17 protein-coding genes and 1 tRNA gene are annotated in these 16108 nt (G+C 62.0%); 11 read left to right on the forward strand and 7 right to left on the reverse strand.

The annotated features are described in order from the left end of the window. Window positions 1-285: 285 nt before the first annotated feature. Window positions 286-444 carry a hypothetical protein gene (locus tag RSO67_RS13040; RefSeq protein ID WP_158005626.1) on the forward strand — a complete coding sequence of 53 codons (159 nt, stop codon included), beginning with the start codon at window positions 286-288 and terminating at the stop codon, window positions 442-444. An 18-nt stretch (window positions 445-462) separates the two neighbouring features. On the opposite strand, the gene RSO67_RS13045 is transcribed toward RSO67_RS13040, so the two are convergent. From RSO67_RS13045 to RSO67_RS13060, 4 genes are all read right to left on the reverse strand, one after another. Continuing rightward, entirely contained in the window at window positions 463-1371 is a 909-nt protein-coding gene (locus RSO67_RS13045) for a LysR family transcriptional regulator (protein WP_315843803.1), read from the reverse strand. A gap of 15 nt (window positions 1372-1386) precedes the next feature. Beyond that, complete coding sequence (locus RSO67_RS13050; RefSeq protein ID WP_315843804.1) at window positions 1387-2895, reverse strand: tripartite tricarboxylate transporter permease; 1509 nt, start codon at window positions 2893-2895, stop codon at window positions 1387-1389. 15 nt (window positions 2896-2910) lie between these two features. Then, window positions 2911-3396 carry a tripartite tricarboxylate transporter TctB family protein gene (locus RSO67_RS13055; RefSeq protein ID WP_315843805.1) on the reverse strand — a complete coding sequence of 162 codons (486 nt, stop codon included), beginning with the start codon at window positions 3394-3396 and terminating at the stop codon, window positions 2911-2913. A gap of 83 nt (window positions 3397-3479) precedes the next feature. Beyond that, complete coding sequence (locus tag RSO67_RS13060; protein ID WP_315844241.1) at window positions 3480-4439, reverse strand: tripartite tricarboxylate transporter substrate binding protein; 960 nt, start codon at window positions 4437-4439, stop codon at window positions 3480-3482. Between the two features lie 397 nt (window positions 4440-4836). On the opposite strand from RSO67_RS13060, the gene RSO67_RS13065 reads away from it, so the two are divergent. The 3 genes from RSO67_RS13065 (at window position 4837) to RSO67_RS13075 (ending at window position 6015) form a co-directional block, all read left to right on the forward strand. Then, window positions 4837-5259 carry a VOC family protein gene (locus RSO67_RS13065; protein ID WP_315843806.1) on the forward strand — a complete coding sequence of 141 codons (423 nt, stop codon included), beginning with the start codon at window positions 4837-4839 and terminating at the stop codon, window positions 5257-5259. A 20-nt stretch (window positions 5260-5279) separates the two neighbouring features. Beyond that, on the forward strand, window positions 5280-5759 hold the full coding sequence (locus tag RSO67_RS13070) for a VOC family protein (RefSeq protein ID WP_115033049.1): 480 nt from the start codon (window positions 5280-5282) through the stop codon (window positions 5757-5759). A gap of 179 nt (window positions 5760-5938) precedes the next feature. Next, window positions 5939-6015 (forward strand) — tRNA-Met (locus tag RSO67_RS13075). 110 nt (window positions 6016-6125) lie between these two features. Here the strand turns inward: RSO67_RS13075 and RSO67_RS13080 are convergent. Next, on the reverse strand, window positions 6126-6842 hold the full coding sequence (locus RSO67_RS13080) for a GntR family transcriptional regulator (RefSeq protein ID WP_410001850.1): 717 nt from the start codon (window positions 6840-6842) through the stop codon (window positions 6126-6128). A gap of 278 nt (window positions 6843-7120) precedes the next feature. Between RSO67_RS13080 and RSO67_RS13085 the strand changes: the two genes are divergently transcribed. The 5 genes from RSO67_RS13085 to RSO67_RS13105 all read left to right on the forward strand — a co-directional run bounded on the left by RSO67_RS13085 (window position 7121) and on the right by RSO67_RS13105 (window position 12643). After that, window positions 7121-8152: an amidohydrolase family protein gene (locus tag RSO67_RS13085; RefSeq protein ID WP_315843808.1), complete on the forward strand. Its 1032-nt coding sequence runs from the start codon at window positions 7121-7123 to the stop codon at window positions 8150-8152. Continuing rightward, on the forward strand, window positions 8149-9054 hold the full coding sequence (locus tag RSO67_RS13090) for a VOC family protein (RefSeq protein WP_315843809.1): 906 nt from the start codon (window positions 8149-8151) through the stop codon (window positions 9052-9054). Before RSO67_RS13085 ends, RSO67_RS13090 begins: the two co-directional genes overlap by 4 nt. Then, window positions 9051-10619, forward strand: coding sequence for a bifunctional 3-(3-hydroxy-phenyl)propionate/3-hydroxycinnamic acid hydroxylase (locus tag RSO67_RS13095; RefSeq protein ID WP_315843810.1), 1569 nt, complete (start codon window positions 9051-9053; stop codon window positions 10617-10619). The genes RSO67_RS13090 and RSO67_RS13095 overlap by 4 nt, the downstream gene beginning before the upstream one ends. 73 nt (window positions 10620-10692) lie before the next feature. Continuing rightward, complete coding sequence (locus tag RSO67_RS13100) at window positions 10693-11541, forward strand: fumarylacetoacetate hydrolase family protein (protein WP_315843811.1); 849 nt, start codon at window positions 10693-10695, stop codon at window positions 11539-11541. Window positions 11542-11665: 124 nt separating this feature from the next. Further along, window positions 11666-12643, forward strand: a complete 978-nt coding sequence (locus tag RSO67_RS13105; protein WP_315843812.1) for a tripartite tricarboxylate transporter substrate binding protein — start codon at window positions 11666-11668, stop codon at window positions 12641-12643. Between the two features lie 98 nt (window positions 12644-12741). Here RSO67_RS13105 and RSO67_RS13110 read toward each other — a convergent pair whose 3' ends face one another. After that, a complete protein-coding gene (locus RSO67_RS13110) occupies window positions 12742-13233 on the reverse strand; it encodes a DNA starvation/stationary phase protection protein (protein ID WP_315844242.1) in 492 nt (163 codons plus the stop codon). Between the two features lie 266 nt (window positions 13234-13499). Between RSO67_RS13110 and RSO67_RS13115 the strand changes: the two genes are divergently transcribed. Further along, window positions 13500-14195, forward strand: coding sequence for a class I SAM-dependent methyltransferase (locus RSO67_RS13115; RefSeq protein WP_315843813.1), 696 nt, complete (start codon window positions 13500-13502; stop codon window positions 14193-14195). A gap of 217 nt (window positions 14196-14412) precedes the next feature. Here the strand turns inward: RSO67_RS13115 and RSO67_RS13120 are convergent, their stop codons facing one another. Beyond that, window positions 14413-14778: a transcriptional regulator gene (locus RSO67_RS13120; RefSeq protein WP_315843814.1), complete on the reverse strand. Its 366-nt coding sequence runs from the start codon at window positions 14776-14778 to the stop codon at window positions 14413-14415. Between the two features lie 115 nt (window positions 14779-14893). Between RSO67_RS13120 and RSO67_RS13125 the strand changes: the two genes are divergently transcribed. Further along, window positions 14894-16066 (forward strand): MFS transporter, encoded by a 1173-nt coding sequence (locus RSO67_RS13125; protein ID WP_315843815.1) that lies wholly within the window; start codon window positions 14894-14896, stop codon window positions 16064-16066. Window positions 16067-16108: the final 42 nt, after the last annotated feature.

Consider the following 16108-nt stretch of genomic DNA (forward strand, 5'->3'; position numbering starts at 1 on the left):
TCCTGTTTCCCACACGCAAATCGATTCATGCACGGCGCCGATGGCCGCACACGCGTGGTCACATCCTTCCTGCAGTGGCCGCGGTGTCTGCCTCGGAATCTTTGCATTCGGCAAAGTGCAGAACGCCGCGTTCCGACGATCGCCGCGTCATTCTGCTCGGGTCGATTTAAAATCGATAATATCGATTGCAAGCGTCAATAATATTCGTTTGTCAAAATTCATGGCAGTCCTAGGTTTGAAGGAACCGAGGAGCTATGCCGCCCCTCGATGATGCAGGAGCCGACCATGAAAACGATCATCCACCCCGACGTATCGGTCGCTCTCGCGCTGTTCGCCTTTGCTGCGGCGATCATCGCACGCCTGACAGTCACCAAGCGTTCCCGGCACAGCGCCGATCAGATCGCGGCCATCGTTGCGACATCGGGATATCCGTCCGGCGCCTAGGCGCGCCTCAGCCCCGCATCACGTCCGCCTTACCGGACGTTTCGGCGCCCTCGCCTGCCCTGCAGGCGCGGGCTTTTTGTTGGCTGCGTCACGCGCGAGGCGATGCATGAGTGCGACCGCTTCGGCGATGATCGCATCGTCGCGATCGCCGGGATAGACGACATAGGCCGGCATCGAAAATTCCGGCGCATCGGCGACGGCATGCAGCCGCCCAGCCTTTAGCTGGGGTGCAACGATGCGGCGCGGGAAATATCCGGAGCCGCCATTCTCCAGCACATGCTGCAGCCCGAGCCAGCCAATATTGGCCGTAAGCGATGGTCCTGCGAAATCCGGAAACAGCGCCATGTGGCGCGCATAGAATTCCGGGCCCCAGTCGATATAGACGTAACCCGACTGCGGCTCCGGCGCACTGTGCGTGCTGGTCGAGACCAGAATGAGCTGTTCATCGAACAACTGCTCGACCTTGAGGCCGGGCCGGCTCTGCGGCGTATACATGACGCCGATATCGATCCGGCCTTCGACGAGGCCCTGCATCAATTCGGCTTCGAGGGCACTCTCGGCGCGGATCGCAATATCAGGATGTTTCGCGCGCATCAGCGGCAGCCAGTGCAGCAGATGCTCCTCCCACAGCCCGATGCGACCGCCGACGGTCAGCGTACCGCTGAAGCCTTTCGCAATGCCGACATCCTGTCGCGCGTGTTCCACCGTTCGTACCAGCGTGGACGCGTGTTTCTGGAACTGGCGGCCGGCTGGCGTCAGCGTCGCACCGGCCTTGTTGCGGACGAACAGCGTTACGCGCAGCAACTGCTCCAGCGTCTGAATCCGCGCACTGACCGTGGACTGCGTGACATGCAGCTTCTCCGCCGCAGTCACGAAATTGCCGGCGCTCACAACTGCAAGGAATGTCCTGGCCAGTTCGGTGTCCATGCGAACGCTCCCCGGCTACGCGCCCTCGTCGAGTGCGACCATCTCGCGCTTCTTACGCAGTGCAGGCAACAGCGGCGCGATCAGCAACACCACTGCCAGCAGCAGACAGGCTGCCGAGATCGGCCGCTCGATGAAGGTCATGAGATTGCCCTGTGACAGGATCAATGACTTCCGCAGATTGTTCTCCAGCAGCGGACCGAGCACGAAGGCCAGCACCAAAGGCGCGGGCTCGTAGCCGAACTTGCGCATGAAGTAGCCGATCACGCCGAAGCCGATCATGACATAGACGTCGAACACATTGTTGCTGCTGCAATAGACGCCGATGATCGTGAACAGGATGATCAGCGGGAACAGCACGTTGTAAGGCAGCTTCAGCAGCTTCACCCACATGCCGATCAGCGGCAGGTTCAGCACCAGCAGCATGAGGTTGCCAATATACATGCTGGCAACGATGCCCCAGAACAGTCCGGGGTTCTGGGTGATCAGCAGCGGGCCGGGCTGCAGCCCATGAATGACGAAAGCGCCGAGCAGCAGCGCCATCACAACATTCGGCGGAATGCCGAGGGTCATGAGCGGAATGAAGGCGCCACCGGCGGCCGCGTTGTTCGCGGCCTCAGGTCCGGCAACGCCTTCGATCGCGCCATGACCGAAGCGTTCCGGATGTTTCGACAGCCGCTTCTCCAGCGCATAGGACGCGAAGGACGCGACAACCGCGCCACCGCCCGGCAGGATACCGAGGAAGAAGCCGAGGATGGTGCCGCGCCCGATCGGCCCGGCGCTGGCTTTCCAGTCCTCCTTGTTGGGCAGGAGCTGCGTGATCTTGGCATTGATGATGTCGCGCTTGATGACTTGCTCGGTGTTGAGCAGCACCTCGCCGAGCCCGAACAGACCCATCACCACGGGCACGAGACCGATGCCATCGATCAGCTCGATACGGCCGAAGGTCAGCCGCGGCTGCGCGGTGATGCTGTCGAGGCCGATGAGGCCAAGCACGATGCCGATACAGGCCATCAGCAGCGCCTTGGCCATCGAGCCTTGTGTCAGGAAGGTCAGCACCACGAGACCGAGCACCATCAGGCTGGCATATTCTGCGGGACCGAACGCAATGGCGACCGAGGCCAGTGACGGCGCCACCAGCATCAGCATCACCAGCGCGAAAGTGCCGGCGATGAAGGAGCCAAGCGCGGAGATGCCGAGCGCCGGACCGGCGCGGCCTTTCTTGGCCATCTGATGGCCGTCGATACAGGTGACGACGGACGCCGCTTCGCCGGGGATGTTGACCAGGATCGACGTGGTCGAGCCGCCATACATCGAGCCGTAATAGATGCCAGCCATCATGATGATGCCGGACTCCGGCGTGCCGGACAGCGTCACCGGCAGCAGCAGCGACATCGCCGAGATCGGCCCGATGCCAGGCAGCACGCCGACCAGCGTGCCGATAAAGACGCCGATGAAGCAGTAGAGAATATTGACGGGCTGCAGCGCGACGCCGAAGCCGTGCATGACATTGACGAGAACATCCATGATCCGTGTTTCCCGTCAGCCGATTTCAAAAATGCCCGAAGGCAACTGGATCAGCAGGCCCCGTTTCAGCACCCACCACACACCAACAGGCGCCAGCACCGCGAGCGGAATCGCCAGCGTCCAGCGCACGGGATCGATCACGCGCAACAGCACCAGCATCAGCGGGATGGTCGAGATCAGGAAGCCGAGCGGTTCGAGCGCGAAAGCGTAAGCCGAGAGGATGACGATGATGGCGCCCGGCTTGCCCCAGCTTGCACCTTCCCATCGCGAGCCGAAGGTCGGTCCGCCTTCGGTGACCGAAGCGAGAATGATGGTGGCAGCGAAAGCGCACATCAGCAGGCCAATATAGAACAGCATGAAGCCGGAGCCGGGATCGTTGATGGTACCGAGCTTGAGCTTCAGGCCGGACCGAATGACGAACACGCCAAGCGCGATGCCGAGCACGCCGGTCCAGAGTTCTGAATTGTTGAGCCGGAATGGCGGGCGGGTTTGATCAGTCATCGTTTCTGTCCCGGGACATCGACATGAAATGAAGGCGCATGCGATGGACCCCATCGCATGCGCCTGACGTCGTTATTCGACGATCAATTCGGCTTCTTGCCCAACCCGATTCCCTCGATCACCTTGCGCTCGGAATTGGTGACCTCGACAACGAATTTCTTGTAGTCCTCGGTGTTCTTGTAGTTCGGCACCATGTCGTATTTCGCCAGCGTCGCGATGACGGCGGGGTCCTCGATGGCTTTCTTGAACGCATCGTGCAGCTTGGCGACGATCTTCGGATCCATGCCTTTCGGACCGGCGATGCCGAACGGGGAGTCATAGACCATCGGATAGCCGCTTTCCTTCAGCGTCGGCGCATCCGGGAAATTCGGCGACCGCTTGTCGGTCCACACCATCAGCAGACGCAGCTTGCCGGCATCGACCAGCGGCCGCCAGCCGGTGGAATCCGCCTGCAGCATGGTGTGATTGCCGAGTACCGCAGCGTTGGTTTCAGCGCCGCCCTTGAACGGCACCTGCGTGAGCTTGATGCCGGCCATTGCCGCGATCTGCTCCATGCCCACATGCAGCGAGGTGCCGGTACCCGGCGTCGCATAGGTCACCTTGCCGGGATTGGCCTTGGCGAAATCGACCACGTCCTTCCAGGTCTTGAACTGCGACTCCGCATTGGTGGTGATGCCGAAGGTGTAGCCGGTGAGATGGATGATGTAGGAGAAATCCTTGTCCGGATTCCACGACACGTCCTGCATCAGCGGCAGACGGAACACGGTGATCGGAATCTGCGAGATGGTGTAGCCGTCCGGCTTCGCCGCCGCTGCCATAGTGGCCGGGCCGACCGTGCCGCCACCGCCACCCTTGTTGTCGACGGCTATCGGCTGACCGAGGTGTTTCGACGCCGCGTCCGCAATCGCGCGCATCGAGATGTCGGTGGAGCCACCGGCAGGCCATGGCACGATCAATGTGATCGGCTTGGTCGGATAGTCCTGCGCCCGGGCTGCGCCGCCGAACATGGTGGCGGCCGCGGCGAGCGCGACGGCAGCGGACATAGCAAAGCGATTGCGTTGCAACATGTGTTGTTTCTCCCTCTGCGATTCCGGGGGTGATGCCCGGACCGGCTGTATTTTTTATTGTCGTTCAGTCTAGCCCGGAACAAACCCAGGAAAAGGACATGTTTCGAACCGGACTACGAACGCGTCTTGCGTCTCTGGCAATCAACGATGATTTCACCGCCGCCGCAATTCGCAATCAGGATGAGCCATGCGACATTCCGTCTGCACGCGGAGATCGCCGGGCTGACATATTGATCGCGGCGGACAGGAAATTCCGCCTGCAAAAATAACTGAGAAAATTTTGTCGGTGATGTCGGATCGCGGCAGGCCCACGCGTCCTATGCGGGACAGTCACCAAAGAGAACACCCAGAGCGTACCCACAGGAGCCATCCGATGAGCAAAATGATCTTCGTCAACCTGCCGGTCAGCGACCTGCCCCGCGCGGTCGCCTTCTATGAGGCGGTCGGCGCGACCAAAAACCCGCAATTCTCCGACGACACCGCCGCCTGCATGGTGTTCTCCGACACCATCCACGCGATGCTGCTAACCCACGACAAATATCGCCAGTTCACCTCGAAGAAGATCGTCGACGCGAAGACGTCGAGCGAAGTGCTGATCGCGATGTCGGCCAACAGCCGCGATGAGGTCGACGATCTTGTGAAGAAGGCCGTGGGTGCGGGCGGCAACCCAGATCCGACACCCACGCAGGATTTCGGCTTCATGTATGGCCGCAGCTATGAGGACCCCGACGGTCACATCTGGGAAGTGATGTGGATGGACATGGCCGCGGCGCAGACTGCGATGGCTCAGGCCTGACCGAGAGAGGGATAGCAGCAATGTCAAAGATCTCACCCTGCATCTGGTACGAGACCGAGGCCGAGGAAGCCGCCAGGTTCTACTGCTCGCTGGTGCCCAATTCCTCCATCGATCGCGTGCAGCGCGCCCCGATCGATTATCCCGGCGGCAAAGCAGGCAACGTGCTGGTGGTCGGCTTCACGCTGGCCGGCCAAAGCTTCATTGGCCTCAATGGCGGCAGCCCCGCCACATTCAGCACGGCCGTGTCCTTCACTATCCATTGCGAGGACCAGGCCGAGGTCGATCGTGTGTGGGACGCCATTTTGACAAATGGCGGCAAGGCAAATGCCTGCGGCTGGATCAACGACCGCTGGGGCGTGCCTTGGCAGATCGTGCCGAACGGCTTTACTGAAATGCTTGCCAGCGAGAATGGCGAGGGCGCCAAGCGTGCCATGACGGCCATGATGGGCATGGTCAAGCTGGACATGGCCGCGCTGAAAAAGGCGTTCGACGGAAACTAGAAGCGGCCCCTGCGGGCCCAAGCCCTTGGCGGAGCGCGGCAATCCGCGCCCGCCGGAAAATCCGCTAACTGAATGGCGGAAAAGCGGATTTTCGACGCGTCGTTTGCTTGACAGGGAGTCCCGCGCCTCCTTATAAGCGGCCCGTTCGCGGCACGGCATCTTGGCCGCCGCGGCCCTGTGGCGGGGTAGCTCAGCTGGTTAGAGCACGGGAATCATAATCCTGGGGTCGGGGGTTCGAGTCCCTCTCCCGCTACCAAATTTTCTGGCTGCCAGATTTCTGCAGACACCGCTTCCAAGGCCTTGCACATGTCGCGAGGCCCTTTTCATGTCCAGCAGAGGTGTTGGCTCGGCCTGTATCCGCGTCCGCTACGATGCAGCGTCTTCGGCCCCGTCCAGTTCCGCGAAGATTTGCTTGTCCTGGAGAATGACTTCAGCCGTCTGCCTGTAATGCGCCGTCAGCAGTTCCACTGCATGGTCCGCGTCCCCGCCCAGAACTGCAGTCATGATCGCCTGATGCTCGTCGGTCACATGGCGTGACGGGAAGGCCTTGCGGATCGACAGACGTCGATAGCGGTAGAGCTGGTCGGCAAGTTGTCCGCAGAACGCGATCAGCGACTGCGACCCGCAATTGCCGATCAGGGTGCGGTGATAGATGCGGTGCAGCCGCTCCCATTCCGGATTGTCTTCGAAATGCTCGGCATTCAGCGAGCGCGGCGTTCGCCCGAGGCGATGCTGCGCGAGGAGAAGCTGCTCCTCCCATTGCGGCGTTGACGCTGCCATGGATTCGCGCAGCGCCAGACTCTCGACCCAGCAACGGGTCTTGGTGAGTTCGGCGAGCTCGCTCCGGCTGATCTCCGCGACATAAAAGCCGCGCTGCTCGCGGCAATCGACCAGACCATCGGCGCTCAGACGATTCAGCGCCTCGCGCAGCGGCGTCTGGCTGGTCTGGTACAGGTCGGTCAGGAACCGCATCTGCAATTTCCTGCCCGGCTCGAGCCGCCCGGAAAGCAAATCCTCGCGCAGCCGGTCATAGACCGTGCTCGCCTGGGTCGACGAGGACGGCGGAGAAGCCAGGTCCAGCACTGATATCGTGTCCAAGCTCATGGGTCAGGAATCTGGGTCTCAGGAATCTGGGTCGCGGGAATCGCCCGCCAGAAGGTTTTCTTTTCTATACACTTTTTGCGCGGATGAAAAAATCTATAAATTATCGTTGCGATTGGAAGTTTATATAGGTTATGAGGTCCCGGTGGCACGGCAAGATGCCGCCATGGGAGCGAGACGATGTTCGGCGAAACAGTCCAGATATCCGGGACATCGGGTCTTTCGACGGACGGCTCCCGCCTTGCGGGATGTTCCCGGCCGTGAGTGCCATCGCCAGATGCGGCTGCGGGATCGATATCCACGCGCATGTCGTGCCCGCCTCCTTCCCGTCCTATATGGGTGCAGCGGTGCCGGCCGACTGGCCGTCGATGGCGGATGCCAAACCCTGCCACAAGCATGTGATGATGGCCGGCCGCGTCTATCGCACGGTGTCGGATCGCTGCTGGGATGTCGCCAAGCGCGTCACGGATATGGCGGAGATGGAGCTCGGCGTGCAGGCGATCTCGCCGATGCCGGAGCTGCTGTCCTACTGGATGGCGCCCGAACCGGCCACTGACCTGCTGCGCTACATCAACGACCAGATGGCCGAGATGATCGCGCATTCCGGGGGCCGACTGATCGCCCTCGGCGCGGTACCGCTGCAGGACATCGACCGCGCCATCGCCGAGTTGCATCGGCTGAAGCACGAACTCGGCTTTGCCGGCATCGAGATCGGCAGCAACATCAACGGCAAGCCGATCGGGTCTCCCGACTTCGATGGATTCTTCGCCGAGGTTGAGAAGCTCGACATGGCGGTGTTCGTCCATGCTCTGCGGCCGAGCGGCATGGATCGCCTCGTCGGCCCGGCGCAATTGCAGCAGGTGCTGGCCTATCCGACCGATGTCGGCCTTGCCGCAGCATCAGTGATCACCTCGAATCTCCTGCTGCGCCATCCGCGCTTGCGCATGGCGTTCAGCCACGGCGGCGGCACGCTCGCGTCGCTGCTGCCGCGGCTGCAGGAGGGCTATCAGGTGTTCCCTGTATTGCAGGAGAGCATCCAGGAATCACCGACCCTGCAGGCACGCCGGCTCTATTACGATGCGCTGGTCTATGACGACCCGACGCTGCTGCACCTGATCGGCAAGTTCGGCGCAACGCAGCTCATGCTCGGCACCGACTATCCCTTCGCGTTCCACGATCGCACTCCGGCGGCGCGCGCCGCATCGGCTATCAGCGACGAGGCCACGCGCAATCTCGTCCTTCATGCCAATGCAAGACGTTTCCTCGGCCTTGACGAGCAGGCTTCGCAATGACCCATTTCCCGATCTCCGCCCTGCGCAGCGTCGATCTCGACACGCCCGATCTGCAGCGATCCGAGCAGTTCTACACATCTGTGTGGGGACTCGACCTCGTGACACGCCACGAAGGCGTCACTTACTTGCGGGCCAGCGGCAGCGATCACCATGTCGTCGCCTTGCGGCAGGGCGATCGCCCCGCGCTGAGGGCCATCACGTTCCGACTGCATTCGGATGCGGAATTCGAAACGATCGCCGCAGCATCGGTGAAACACGGGGCCACGCTGCTCTCCGGCCCGGCACCAAATCCGGCGCCAGATGGGGGCACACTGATGACCATCCGCGCTCCGGACGGCGGCGTGCTGCGCTTCGTTCATGGCGACCTGCAACATACCGAAGCTCCGTCATCGGCCAACCGTCCGACACGCCTCGCGCATGTCAACATCAACAGCACCGGTGTCGATGATCTCGCCGCGTTCTACGAACAGGTACTCGGCTTTCGCCTGACGGACCGCTCGAAGATCATGGCCTTCGTCCGCTGCAACAGCGACCACCACGCTATCGTCATCGCCGACGCTGCCGTGAACGGGCTCAATCATGTCGCCTTCCTGATGCCGGATCTCGAAGCGGTGATGCGGGGCTCGGGCCGCATGATCGATGCCGGATTTCCCATTGCCTGGGGCGTCGGCCGTCACGGCCCCGGCGACAATGTGTTTGCCTATTTCATCGATCCGGTCGGGATCGTCATCGAATACACCGCCGAAGTTCTGCAGGTCGATGACAGCTATGTGGTGCGCGGCCCGTCGGAATGGGTCTGGCCACCCGGCCGCACCGATCACTGGGGCATCGCCCCGCCCAAGGCCGATCACGTCAAGGCAGCACAGACCGCGATTGGCTATGCCGACGAGAGTGCCGCGTGACGCTTTCATCCGGACAGCAGCAGAATGACTTTCAGGTCGTCGTGGTCGGCCATGGCCCGTCGGGCGCCATCGCCGCCAGCCTTCTCGGCGACCGCGGCATCCGCACACTGGCCATCGACCGTCAGCGCGAGGTCTATGACAAGCCGCGCGCCATCGCGATCGATCACGAGATCCTGCGCCTGCTCGACAATCTCGGCGCCGCGGAACGCGTGCTACCCTATATCGCGCCGTTCCCGGCCTCGCAGCATTTTGGTGCCAAGGGCCAGTTGATCCGCCGCATCGACATGGTCGCGGAGCCCTATCCGCTCGGTTACACGCCCACCATGGTATTCACGCAGCCGCCGGTGGAAGCCGCGCTGCGCGAACATGCTGCAGCCTATGACAGTGTCGCGGTTGAACTCGGCACCGAGCTCCTTGGCTTCACGCAATCGACGGATCGTGTGACGCTGCAGTTGCGGAACGACCGCGGCGTGACGCGCGATGTCACGGCCGACTATGTGATCGCCTGCGACGGCGCGTCGAGCGGGACGCGGCAACAGCTTGGCATCGCGTTCGAGGATCTCGTCTTCGATGAGCCTTGGCTTGTCGTCGATCTCCAGGTCAGCGAGGCGGCCCTCGGCAAGCTGCCGCAGACCGCGGCGCAATTCTGCGATCCGTCGCGGCCCACGACCTTCATCATCGGTCCCGGCAACCATCGCCGCTTCGAAATCATGCTGCTGCCCGGCGAAGATCCGCGCGAGATGGAGACGGCGGCACAGGTCTGGCAGTTGCTGGCGCACTGGATCACGCCTGACGATGCCGTGTTGTGGCGTGCGGCAAGCTACCGGTTTCACGCGCTGGTCGCGCAGGAGTGGCGACGTGGCCGCATCTTCCTTGCCGGCGATGCCGCGCACCAGCAACCGCCCTTCATCGGTCAGGGCATGTGCCAGGGTATCCGCGATGTCGGCAACCTGATCTGGAAGCTCGACCGCGTTCTCAAGGGGCAATCCGGCGCGACGCTGCTCGACACCTATGGCGAGGAACGCAGCGAGCATGTCCGCCAGCTCACCTCGCGCATCAAGGCGATCGGCCATGTGATCTGCGAGCGCGATCCCGACGCCGCAGCAGCACGCGACGAGCGCATTCTTGCGGAGGGTGGCGGCCAACCCCGCACCATCACCCGTCAGGAAATCGTGCCGCCATTGCAGACGGGACTACTGGCATTTCCCCTCCACCCGGCACACGGCACGCTGTTCCCCCAGCCATGGATCAAGACTGCAGAAGGACAGCGCCGTCTCGATAGCGTTGCCGGCACCGGATGGCGGCTTGTGCTCGATATGCGCAACGAACTGGAGCCCGGTCCCGATCTGCAAGCGATCATGACTGGGCTGGACATCAGGCCAATTCGCATCGGCCCCGCTGCCGATGGCGTACTTACTGAAGAGGACGGCGTTCTCGCCGCCTGGTTCGACCGTCACGACTGCCGCGCCGCAATCGTGCGGCCCGACCACTACGTCTTCGGTGTCGCCAGCGACGTTAGCGCACTCGACGCGCTGCTCACCGATCTTGCGGAGCGGCTCCAATGATCACGCCGGCCGCACAGCGTCACCACACCAGCATTCCCCACGGACATGCAGCTTCCACAGCGAGGACATCACGATGAAATTGGCAAGTTTTCAGATCGGCGGAAAACCCACCTGGGGCGTGATCGAGGGCGATGACGCGCTCGATGTCGGCGCACTGCTTGGCGATCGTTTCCCCGACCTCAAATCCGTCATCGCGGCAGACGCATTGTCTGCCGTACGCGACGCCGCCGGCAAGGCCAAGCGCATCCCGACCGCCGACATCACCTGGTTGCCGGTGATTCCAAATCCGGACAAGATCCTCTGCATCGGCCTGAACTACGAAATGCACCGCAAGGAGACCGGCCGCGCCGAGGTCGACAATCCCACGGTGTTCGGCCGCTTTGCCAACAGCCAGACCGGACATCTGACCAATATCATCCGACCGAAAGTATCGACCCATCTCGACTTCGAAGGCGAAATCGCGATCATTATCGGCAAGCCTGGACGCCACATCACGCAGGCTGATGCGTGGAGCCACATTGCCGGCTATGCCTGCTACAACGAAGGCAGCGTGCGTGATTTCCAACGTCACACCCATCAGTTCACGCCCGGCAAGAATTTTCCGGAGACCGGCGGCTTCGGCCCCTGGATGATGACGCCGGACGAACTCGGCGATGTCGCGCCGCTGCGGCTGCAGACCCGCGTCAACGGCCAGGTCGTGCAGGACGCCACCATCGATCAGATGATCTTCGATATCCCGCGTCAGATTGAATACTGCTCGTCCTTTACCCGCCTTGAGCCGGGCGATGTGATCGCCACCGGCACGCCGGGCGGCGTCGGCGCCAAGCGCACGCCTCCGCTCTGGCTGAAGCCGGGCGATATCGTCGAAGTCGAGATCGACCGGCTCGGCGTGCTGCGTAACGGCGTGGCCGACGAAGCCTGATGCAAGTGGCAGCCCGCGCCGCCAGCGCCGCGGGCTGCTTCTCACGACAAAGACCCGCTCGTTCAAAAAGCGCGCCTCAACAAGCGATCAGAAATCGCAGGCCAACCATTTCAGGAGGAAGTCCATGCTCACATTGTCCCGTCGTATCTTGTTGACCGGCGCCATTCTTTGCCTCTCGCTGCCCGCCTATGCGCAATCATGGCCGCAAAAGCCGGTGACGATCGTGGTGCCGCAGGCGGCGGGCAACAGCCCGGATGTGCTGTGCCGCATCGTCGCCGAAAAACTCTCCCGCGCGCTCGGACAACAGTTCATCGTTGAGAACCGCCCGGGCGCCGCGAACCTCGTCGGCGCGCAGACCGTCGCGCGCGCCGCGCCCGACGGCTACACCTTCCTGTTCGCGACGTCGGCGGCGCTGGTCACCAATCCCTATACGTTCAAGAAACTGCCCTACGATCCCGTGAAGGATTTCGTGCCGGTGGCGATGGTAGCGCGAAGCAATCACGTCCTGCTCGTCAATCCCGACGTGAAAGCAAAGACGCTGGCGGAATTGATCGCGCTCGAAAAATCCACTCCCGGCTCCCTGAGCATGGCGGTCGACGGCGCGCGTAACATTTCCGGCCTGATCGCACAGACCATCAACAAACAGGCGGGCACCAGTTTCGTATTGGTCCCCTACAACACCATCACCAACGCGATCCAGGACAGCCTGACCGGACGCACCCAGGTGACAATCCAGTCCGCATCGGTGGCAGAGTCCTTCATCAAGGCCGGTACGCTGCGCGCGCTCGCTATCGCCGGCAACAAGCGCGTCGATTCACTGTCGGATGTGCCCGCGATTGCCGAGACGTTGAAGGGCGCGGATCTGCAAGGCTGGTTCATGATGATGGCCCCGACCGGGACACCTGCCGAGATCGTCGACAAGCTCAGTGCCGAGATTGCGCAGGCACTGAAATCGCCGGATGTACAGGAGCGTGCGCCCGTGCTCGGCTTCGACGTCGCCTCCGGTGACGTGGTGACGCCTGCGGGCGCGAAGCGCTTTTTCGACGCCGAGCTCGTGGCCACAGGCAAGACGATTCAGGAACTCGGCATTCAGCCTGAATAACCGCGGCCCCGCGCTTGGTGCCGAACAACGGCAACATCTCCACATGAAAACGCCCGCTGTGAAGCGGGCGCTTTGACATATTCAATCGGGAACGAGGCTTACGCCTCGTTGCCGCCTTCCTGACGCGACGCTTCGAACAGGAACCAGGTGCGGCGCTCGGTGTCGTCGATATAGTTTTCCAGCAGGCTGGCGCTGGCGACGTCCTTGGCGTCGTCGCAAATATCGTGGGCCTTGCGCATCGCCGCTGCCATCTTCTTGTTGTCGTTCATCAGCTCGCGCAGCATCTCCACCGGCGGCACATAGGCTTCGTCGTTGTCCTTGATGGTCTGCAGCTTGGCGACTTCGCCGATCGAACGCAGCGTGCGACCGCCGATCTTGCGCACGCGCTCCGCCAACGGGTCTGTCGTCGCAAAAATCTGGTCGGACTGCTCGTCAAGCATCAGGTGATAGTCGCGGAAATGGCGCCCGCTGAGATGCCAATGAAAGTTCTTGGTCTTCAGGTAGAGCGCGAAGGCGTCGGCGAGCAACCCGTTCAGCGCCTTGGCCACCTTCTCCACGGCGTCGGCTGAGAGGTCAGTCGGGGTATTCATTTCGGCGGCGATTTTCGATGTCTTGGTGCTCACGTTACTTACCTTCCCGTGTCGGATGATGTGATGGCTGGAGGGGATTGTCGTCAGGGCGGAAGATTTCAGGAAAAATCGGAGTGGTCTTGACGGAAAGCACTGCAAATTTCCGAAAACTGCGGTTCTTGAGGAAAGGCGGTTTCCCACGCGCCTGAAAACGCTCTAGACCGTCTCCAACGCATCACAAATATAGGGGTTCCCGCGACGGGAACAACAATCGGGCCGGGTAGACGATGGAAGATTGGATCGATTATTACGATTCCACGCATACGATTTATGCGAGCAAGCTGCATCGTGACGTGCATTTTGAGGTCATCGCCCGCGATATCATTGGCTACATCGCCTCTCAGGATGCCGTCGTGCTCGACTATGCCTGCGGCGAAGCACTCTCGGCCGCCAAAGTGGCCAATGCCTGCAGCAAGCTGATCCTGGCAGAGCCCGCGCCTGGCGTTCGCGGCCGGCTGGTCGCCCGCTTCGCGCCCAACACCAAAATTCGGGTCCGGTCGCTGGAAGAGTTGCGCAACATGACGGCGCAGTCGATCGACCTGGCTGTCATGAATTCGGTGGCTCAGTATATGAGCGGCCCCGAACTCGACGATGCCTTCGCAATCATCAAGCGGCTGCTGGCGCCTGGCGGCAAGCTGGTGGTCGGCGACATCCTGCAGCCCGATGTCGGCATGGCGACCGATGTCATGGCGCTGTTGAAGCTCGCCCGGGAACACGGCTTTCTCTGGGATGCTTTCGTCGGCCTCGTGCGCACGGCCCTCTCCGACTATCGCCAGTTGCGCACCAAGGTTGGCCTGCAGCGCTATAGCGAGGCGGAGATGCTGGCCAAGCTGACCGCGGCCGGTTTCCGCGCGTCGCGGGCGCCGGTCAATATCGGCCATAATTCGTCGCGCATGACCTTCGTCGCCCACCACGCATTCTGAGGCATCGGCTCGGGCAAACGGACGGTTAAGGTTAACAGACGGTTTACAAAACTTGAGGTGGATCGCCACGCCGTGATCGGTAACATTGTGCTCGGCCCGGTGGCGGAAATGTCTACGCGGGGGCGATGCATCGCTCTTTATCCTGGTTCAAGTCCAGGCTGGGCCTCCAACCTTTCAGACATTCACCAGTGCGTCGGCCACCCGTGGGTCGGCGCTGTCAGGCTTCGGTGAATTCCAGCACCGGCAGTTGCAGGCGCTCGGCATCGCGCTCGGCCGATGCGAGCACCGCATCCAGCAAACCCGGAAATCTGCTCTCAAGATCTTCGCGGCGCAGTTTCATCAACCTCGCCGTCCCAACCGCGCGCGTTTCCATCAGGCCGGACTCGCGCAGTTTCGCAAAATGATAGGCGAGATTGGACTTGCCACTGAGGCCGTAGAAATCGCCGCAGCGCAATTCACCGACCTCTTTCTCGCGTTTGGCCAGATTGTAGACGATCGCCAGCCGGATCGGATCGCTCAGGCAATCCATCACGCCAGGCAATTCGATCTGTTCGCGCGTGGGATGCGGAAGAATGCGGCTCATGACTCCTCAATAGTGATTCCGACCGGTTGCCGCAATGTTCAATATTTCTTGAACCATTTGACATTTTGCACCGCCGCATCAATAGTTCAACGAAGATTGAACTAAGGATTTGGCGATGAGCGTCTTCTGGCTGGCCGTGGCGGCATTTGCGATTGGAACCGAAGCATTTGTAATTGCTGGACTTCTTCCAATCATGGCAGCGGACCTGAATGTCACGTTGGCGGCCACGGGACAATTGGTCACCGTTTACGCCATCACCTATGCCATCGGCTCGCCGATCCTGGCCGTGCTGTTCAGCAATTTTGACCGTCGCACCGTCGTCTCGCTGGCGCTGGTCTGCTTCATCGTCGGAAACCTTTTGGCGGCCGTCGCGACCACATTCGGCATTCTCCTGCTATCGCGCATGCTGATGGCCGTCGGCGCCGGACTGTGCATGCCGACCGCCATGGCCGTCGCAATTGCGATCGCTGCACCGGAACGCCGTGGCCGCGCCGCGTCGCTGGTGATCTCCGGCCTGACGGTGGCGACGGTTCTGGGCGTGCCGCTCGGAACCTGGGTCGGCAGTCATTTTGGCTGGCGGTCGACGTTCGTGATGGTCGCCGCGCTCGGCGCCGTCGCATTGGCCGGGCTGCTGCTGGGATTGCCCCGCGGTTTGCCACGCACTGCTGCCACACTCGGTCAGAGGCTTGCCGTCGCGCGCCATCCCGAAGTGCTGAAAACCCTTGCTGTGACCTGCATGTGGGGCCTCGGAGGCTTTACCTCATTCACCTATCTGGCTGTGCCGCTGCACCGACTTGGCTTTGACGCCAACGGAATCAGTCTGGCACTGCTGGTCTTCGGCGTCGCCGCGGCCATCGGAAACACCCTGGGCGGCGCGATGTCCGACCGTATCGGGCCGCTCCGAACCTCGACGCTGGGCCTGATCGGCATGATGCTGTCACTGACGCTGCAATCGGTGGCCCTGATATTCGCGCCGCCCGCCACTGCGGGTGTGCTGTTTCTGGTCTTCATTTTTACCCAGGGCATTGCCGGCTGGATGTTCTATCCCGGACAGGTCGCGCATCTCGTGCGCGTCACGCCGGAAGCCTCGGTCATCGCGCTCTCGCTGAACGCCTCCGCCATGTATATCGGCTTTGCCGCCGGCAGCGCGTTGGGCGGCGTGGTGCTGTCGACCTTGAGCTCCAACCACCTCGGCTGGATCGGCGGCTGCGCCGAGGCGGCAGCCCTCGCGCTCGTCCTCGCCGGACACCTTCTGAAGCGCCCGAAACCGGCCCAAATTGCCGGTTGATGGCACCTTCAAAAGCCTTCCCCGCCCCGTTATAGTGGTCTA

This window comes from Tardiphaga sp. 709, from assembly GCF_032401055.1.
Lineage (GTDB): Bacteria > Pseudomonadota > Alphaproteobacteria > Rhizobiales > Xanthobacteraceae > Tardiphaga.

Bases quoted from the DNA above. Each gene is read 5' to 3' on its own strand.
- RSO67_RS13060 (WP_315844241.1), bottom strand. From the start codon at position 4,439: ATGTCCGCTGCCGTCGCGCTCGCCGCGGCCGCCACCATGTTCGGCGGC.
- RSO67_RS13055 (WP_315843805.1), bottom strand. From the start codon at position 3,396: ATGACTGATCAAACCCGCCCGCCATTCCGGCTCAACAATTCAGAACTC.
- RSO67_RS13040 (WP_158005626.1), top strand. From the start codon at position 286: ATGAAAACGATCATCCACCCCGACGTATCGGTCGCTCTCGCGCTGTTC.
- RSO67_RS13125 (WP_315843815.1), top strand. From the start codon at position 14,894: ATGAGCGTCTTCTGGCTGGCCGTGGCGGCATTTGCGATTGGAACCGAA.
- RSO67_RS13110 (WP_315844242.1), bottom strand. From the start codon at position 13,233: ATGAATACCCCGACTGACCTCTCAGCCGACGCCGTGGAGAAGGTGGCC.
- RSO67_RS13045 (WP_315843803.1), bottom strand. From the start codon at position 1,371: ATGGACACCGAACTGGCCAGGACATTCCTTGCAGTTGTGAGCGCCGGC.
- RSO67_RS13100 (WP_315843811.1), top strand. From the start codon at position 10,693: ATGAAATTGGCAAGTTTTCAGATCGGCGGAAAACCCACCTGGGGCGTG.
- RSO67_RS13105 (WP_315843812.1), top strand. From the start codon at position 11,666: ATGCTCACATTGTCCCGTCGTATCTTGTTGACCGGCGCCATTCTTTGC.
- RSO67_RS13090 (WP_315843809.1), top strand. From the start codon at position 8,149: ATGACCCATTTCCCGATCTCCGCCCTGCGCAGCGTCGATCTCGACACG.
- RSO67_RS13065 (WP_315843806.1), top strand. From the start codon at position 4,837: ATGAGCAAAATGATCTTCGTCAACCTGCCGGTCAGCGACCTGCCCCGC.
- RSO67_RS13070 (WP_115033049.1), top strand. From the start codon at position 5,280: ATGTCAAAGATCTCACCCTGCATCTGGTACGAGACCGAGGCCGAGGAA.
- RSO67_RS13050 (WP_315843804.1), bottom strand. From the start codon at position 2,895: ATGGATGTTCTCGTCAATGTCATGCACGGCTTCGGCGTCGCGCTGCAG.
- RSO67_RS13120 (WP_315843814.1), bottom strand. From the start codon at position 14,778: ATGAGCCGCATTCTTCCGCATCCCACGCGCGAACAGATCGAATTGCCT.
- RSO67_RS13115 (WP_315843813.1), top strand. From the start codon at position 13,500: ATGGAAGATTGGATCGATTATTACGATTCCACGCATACGATTTATGCG.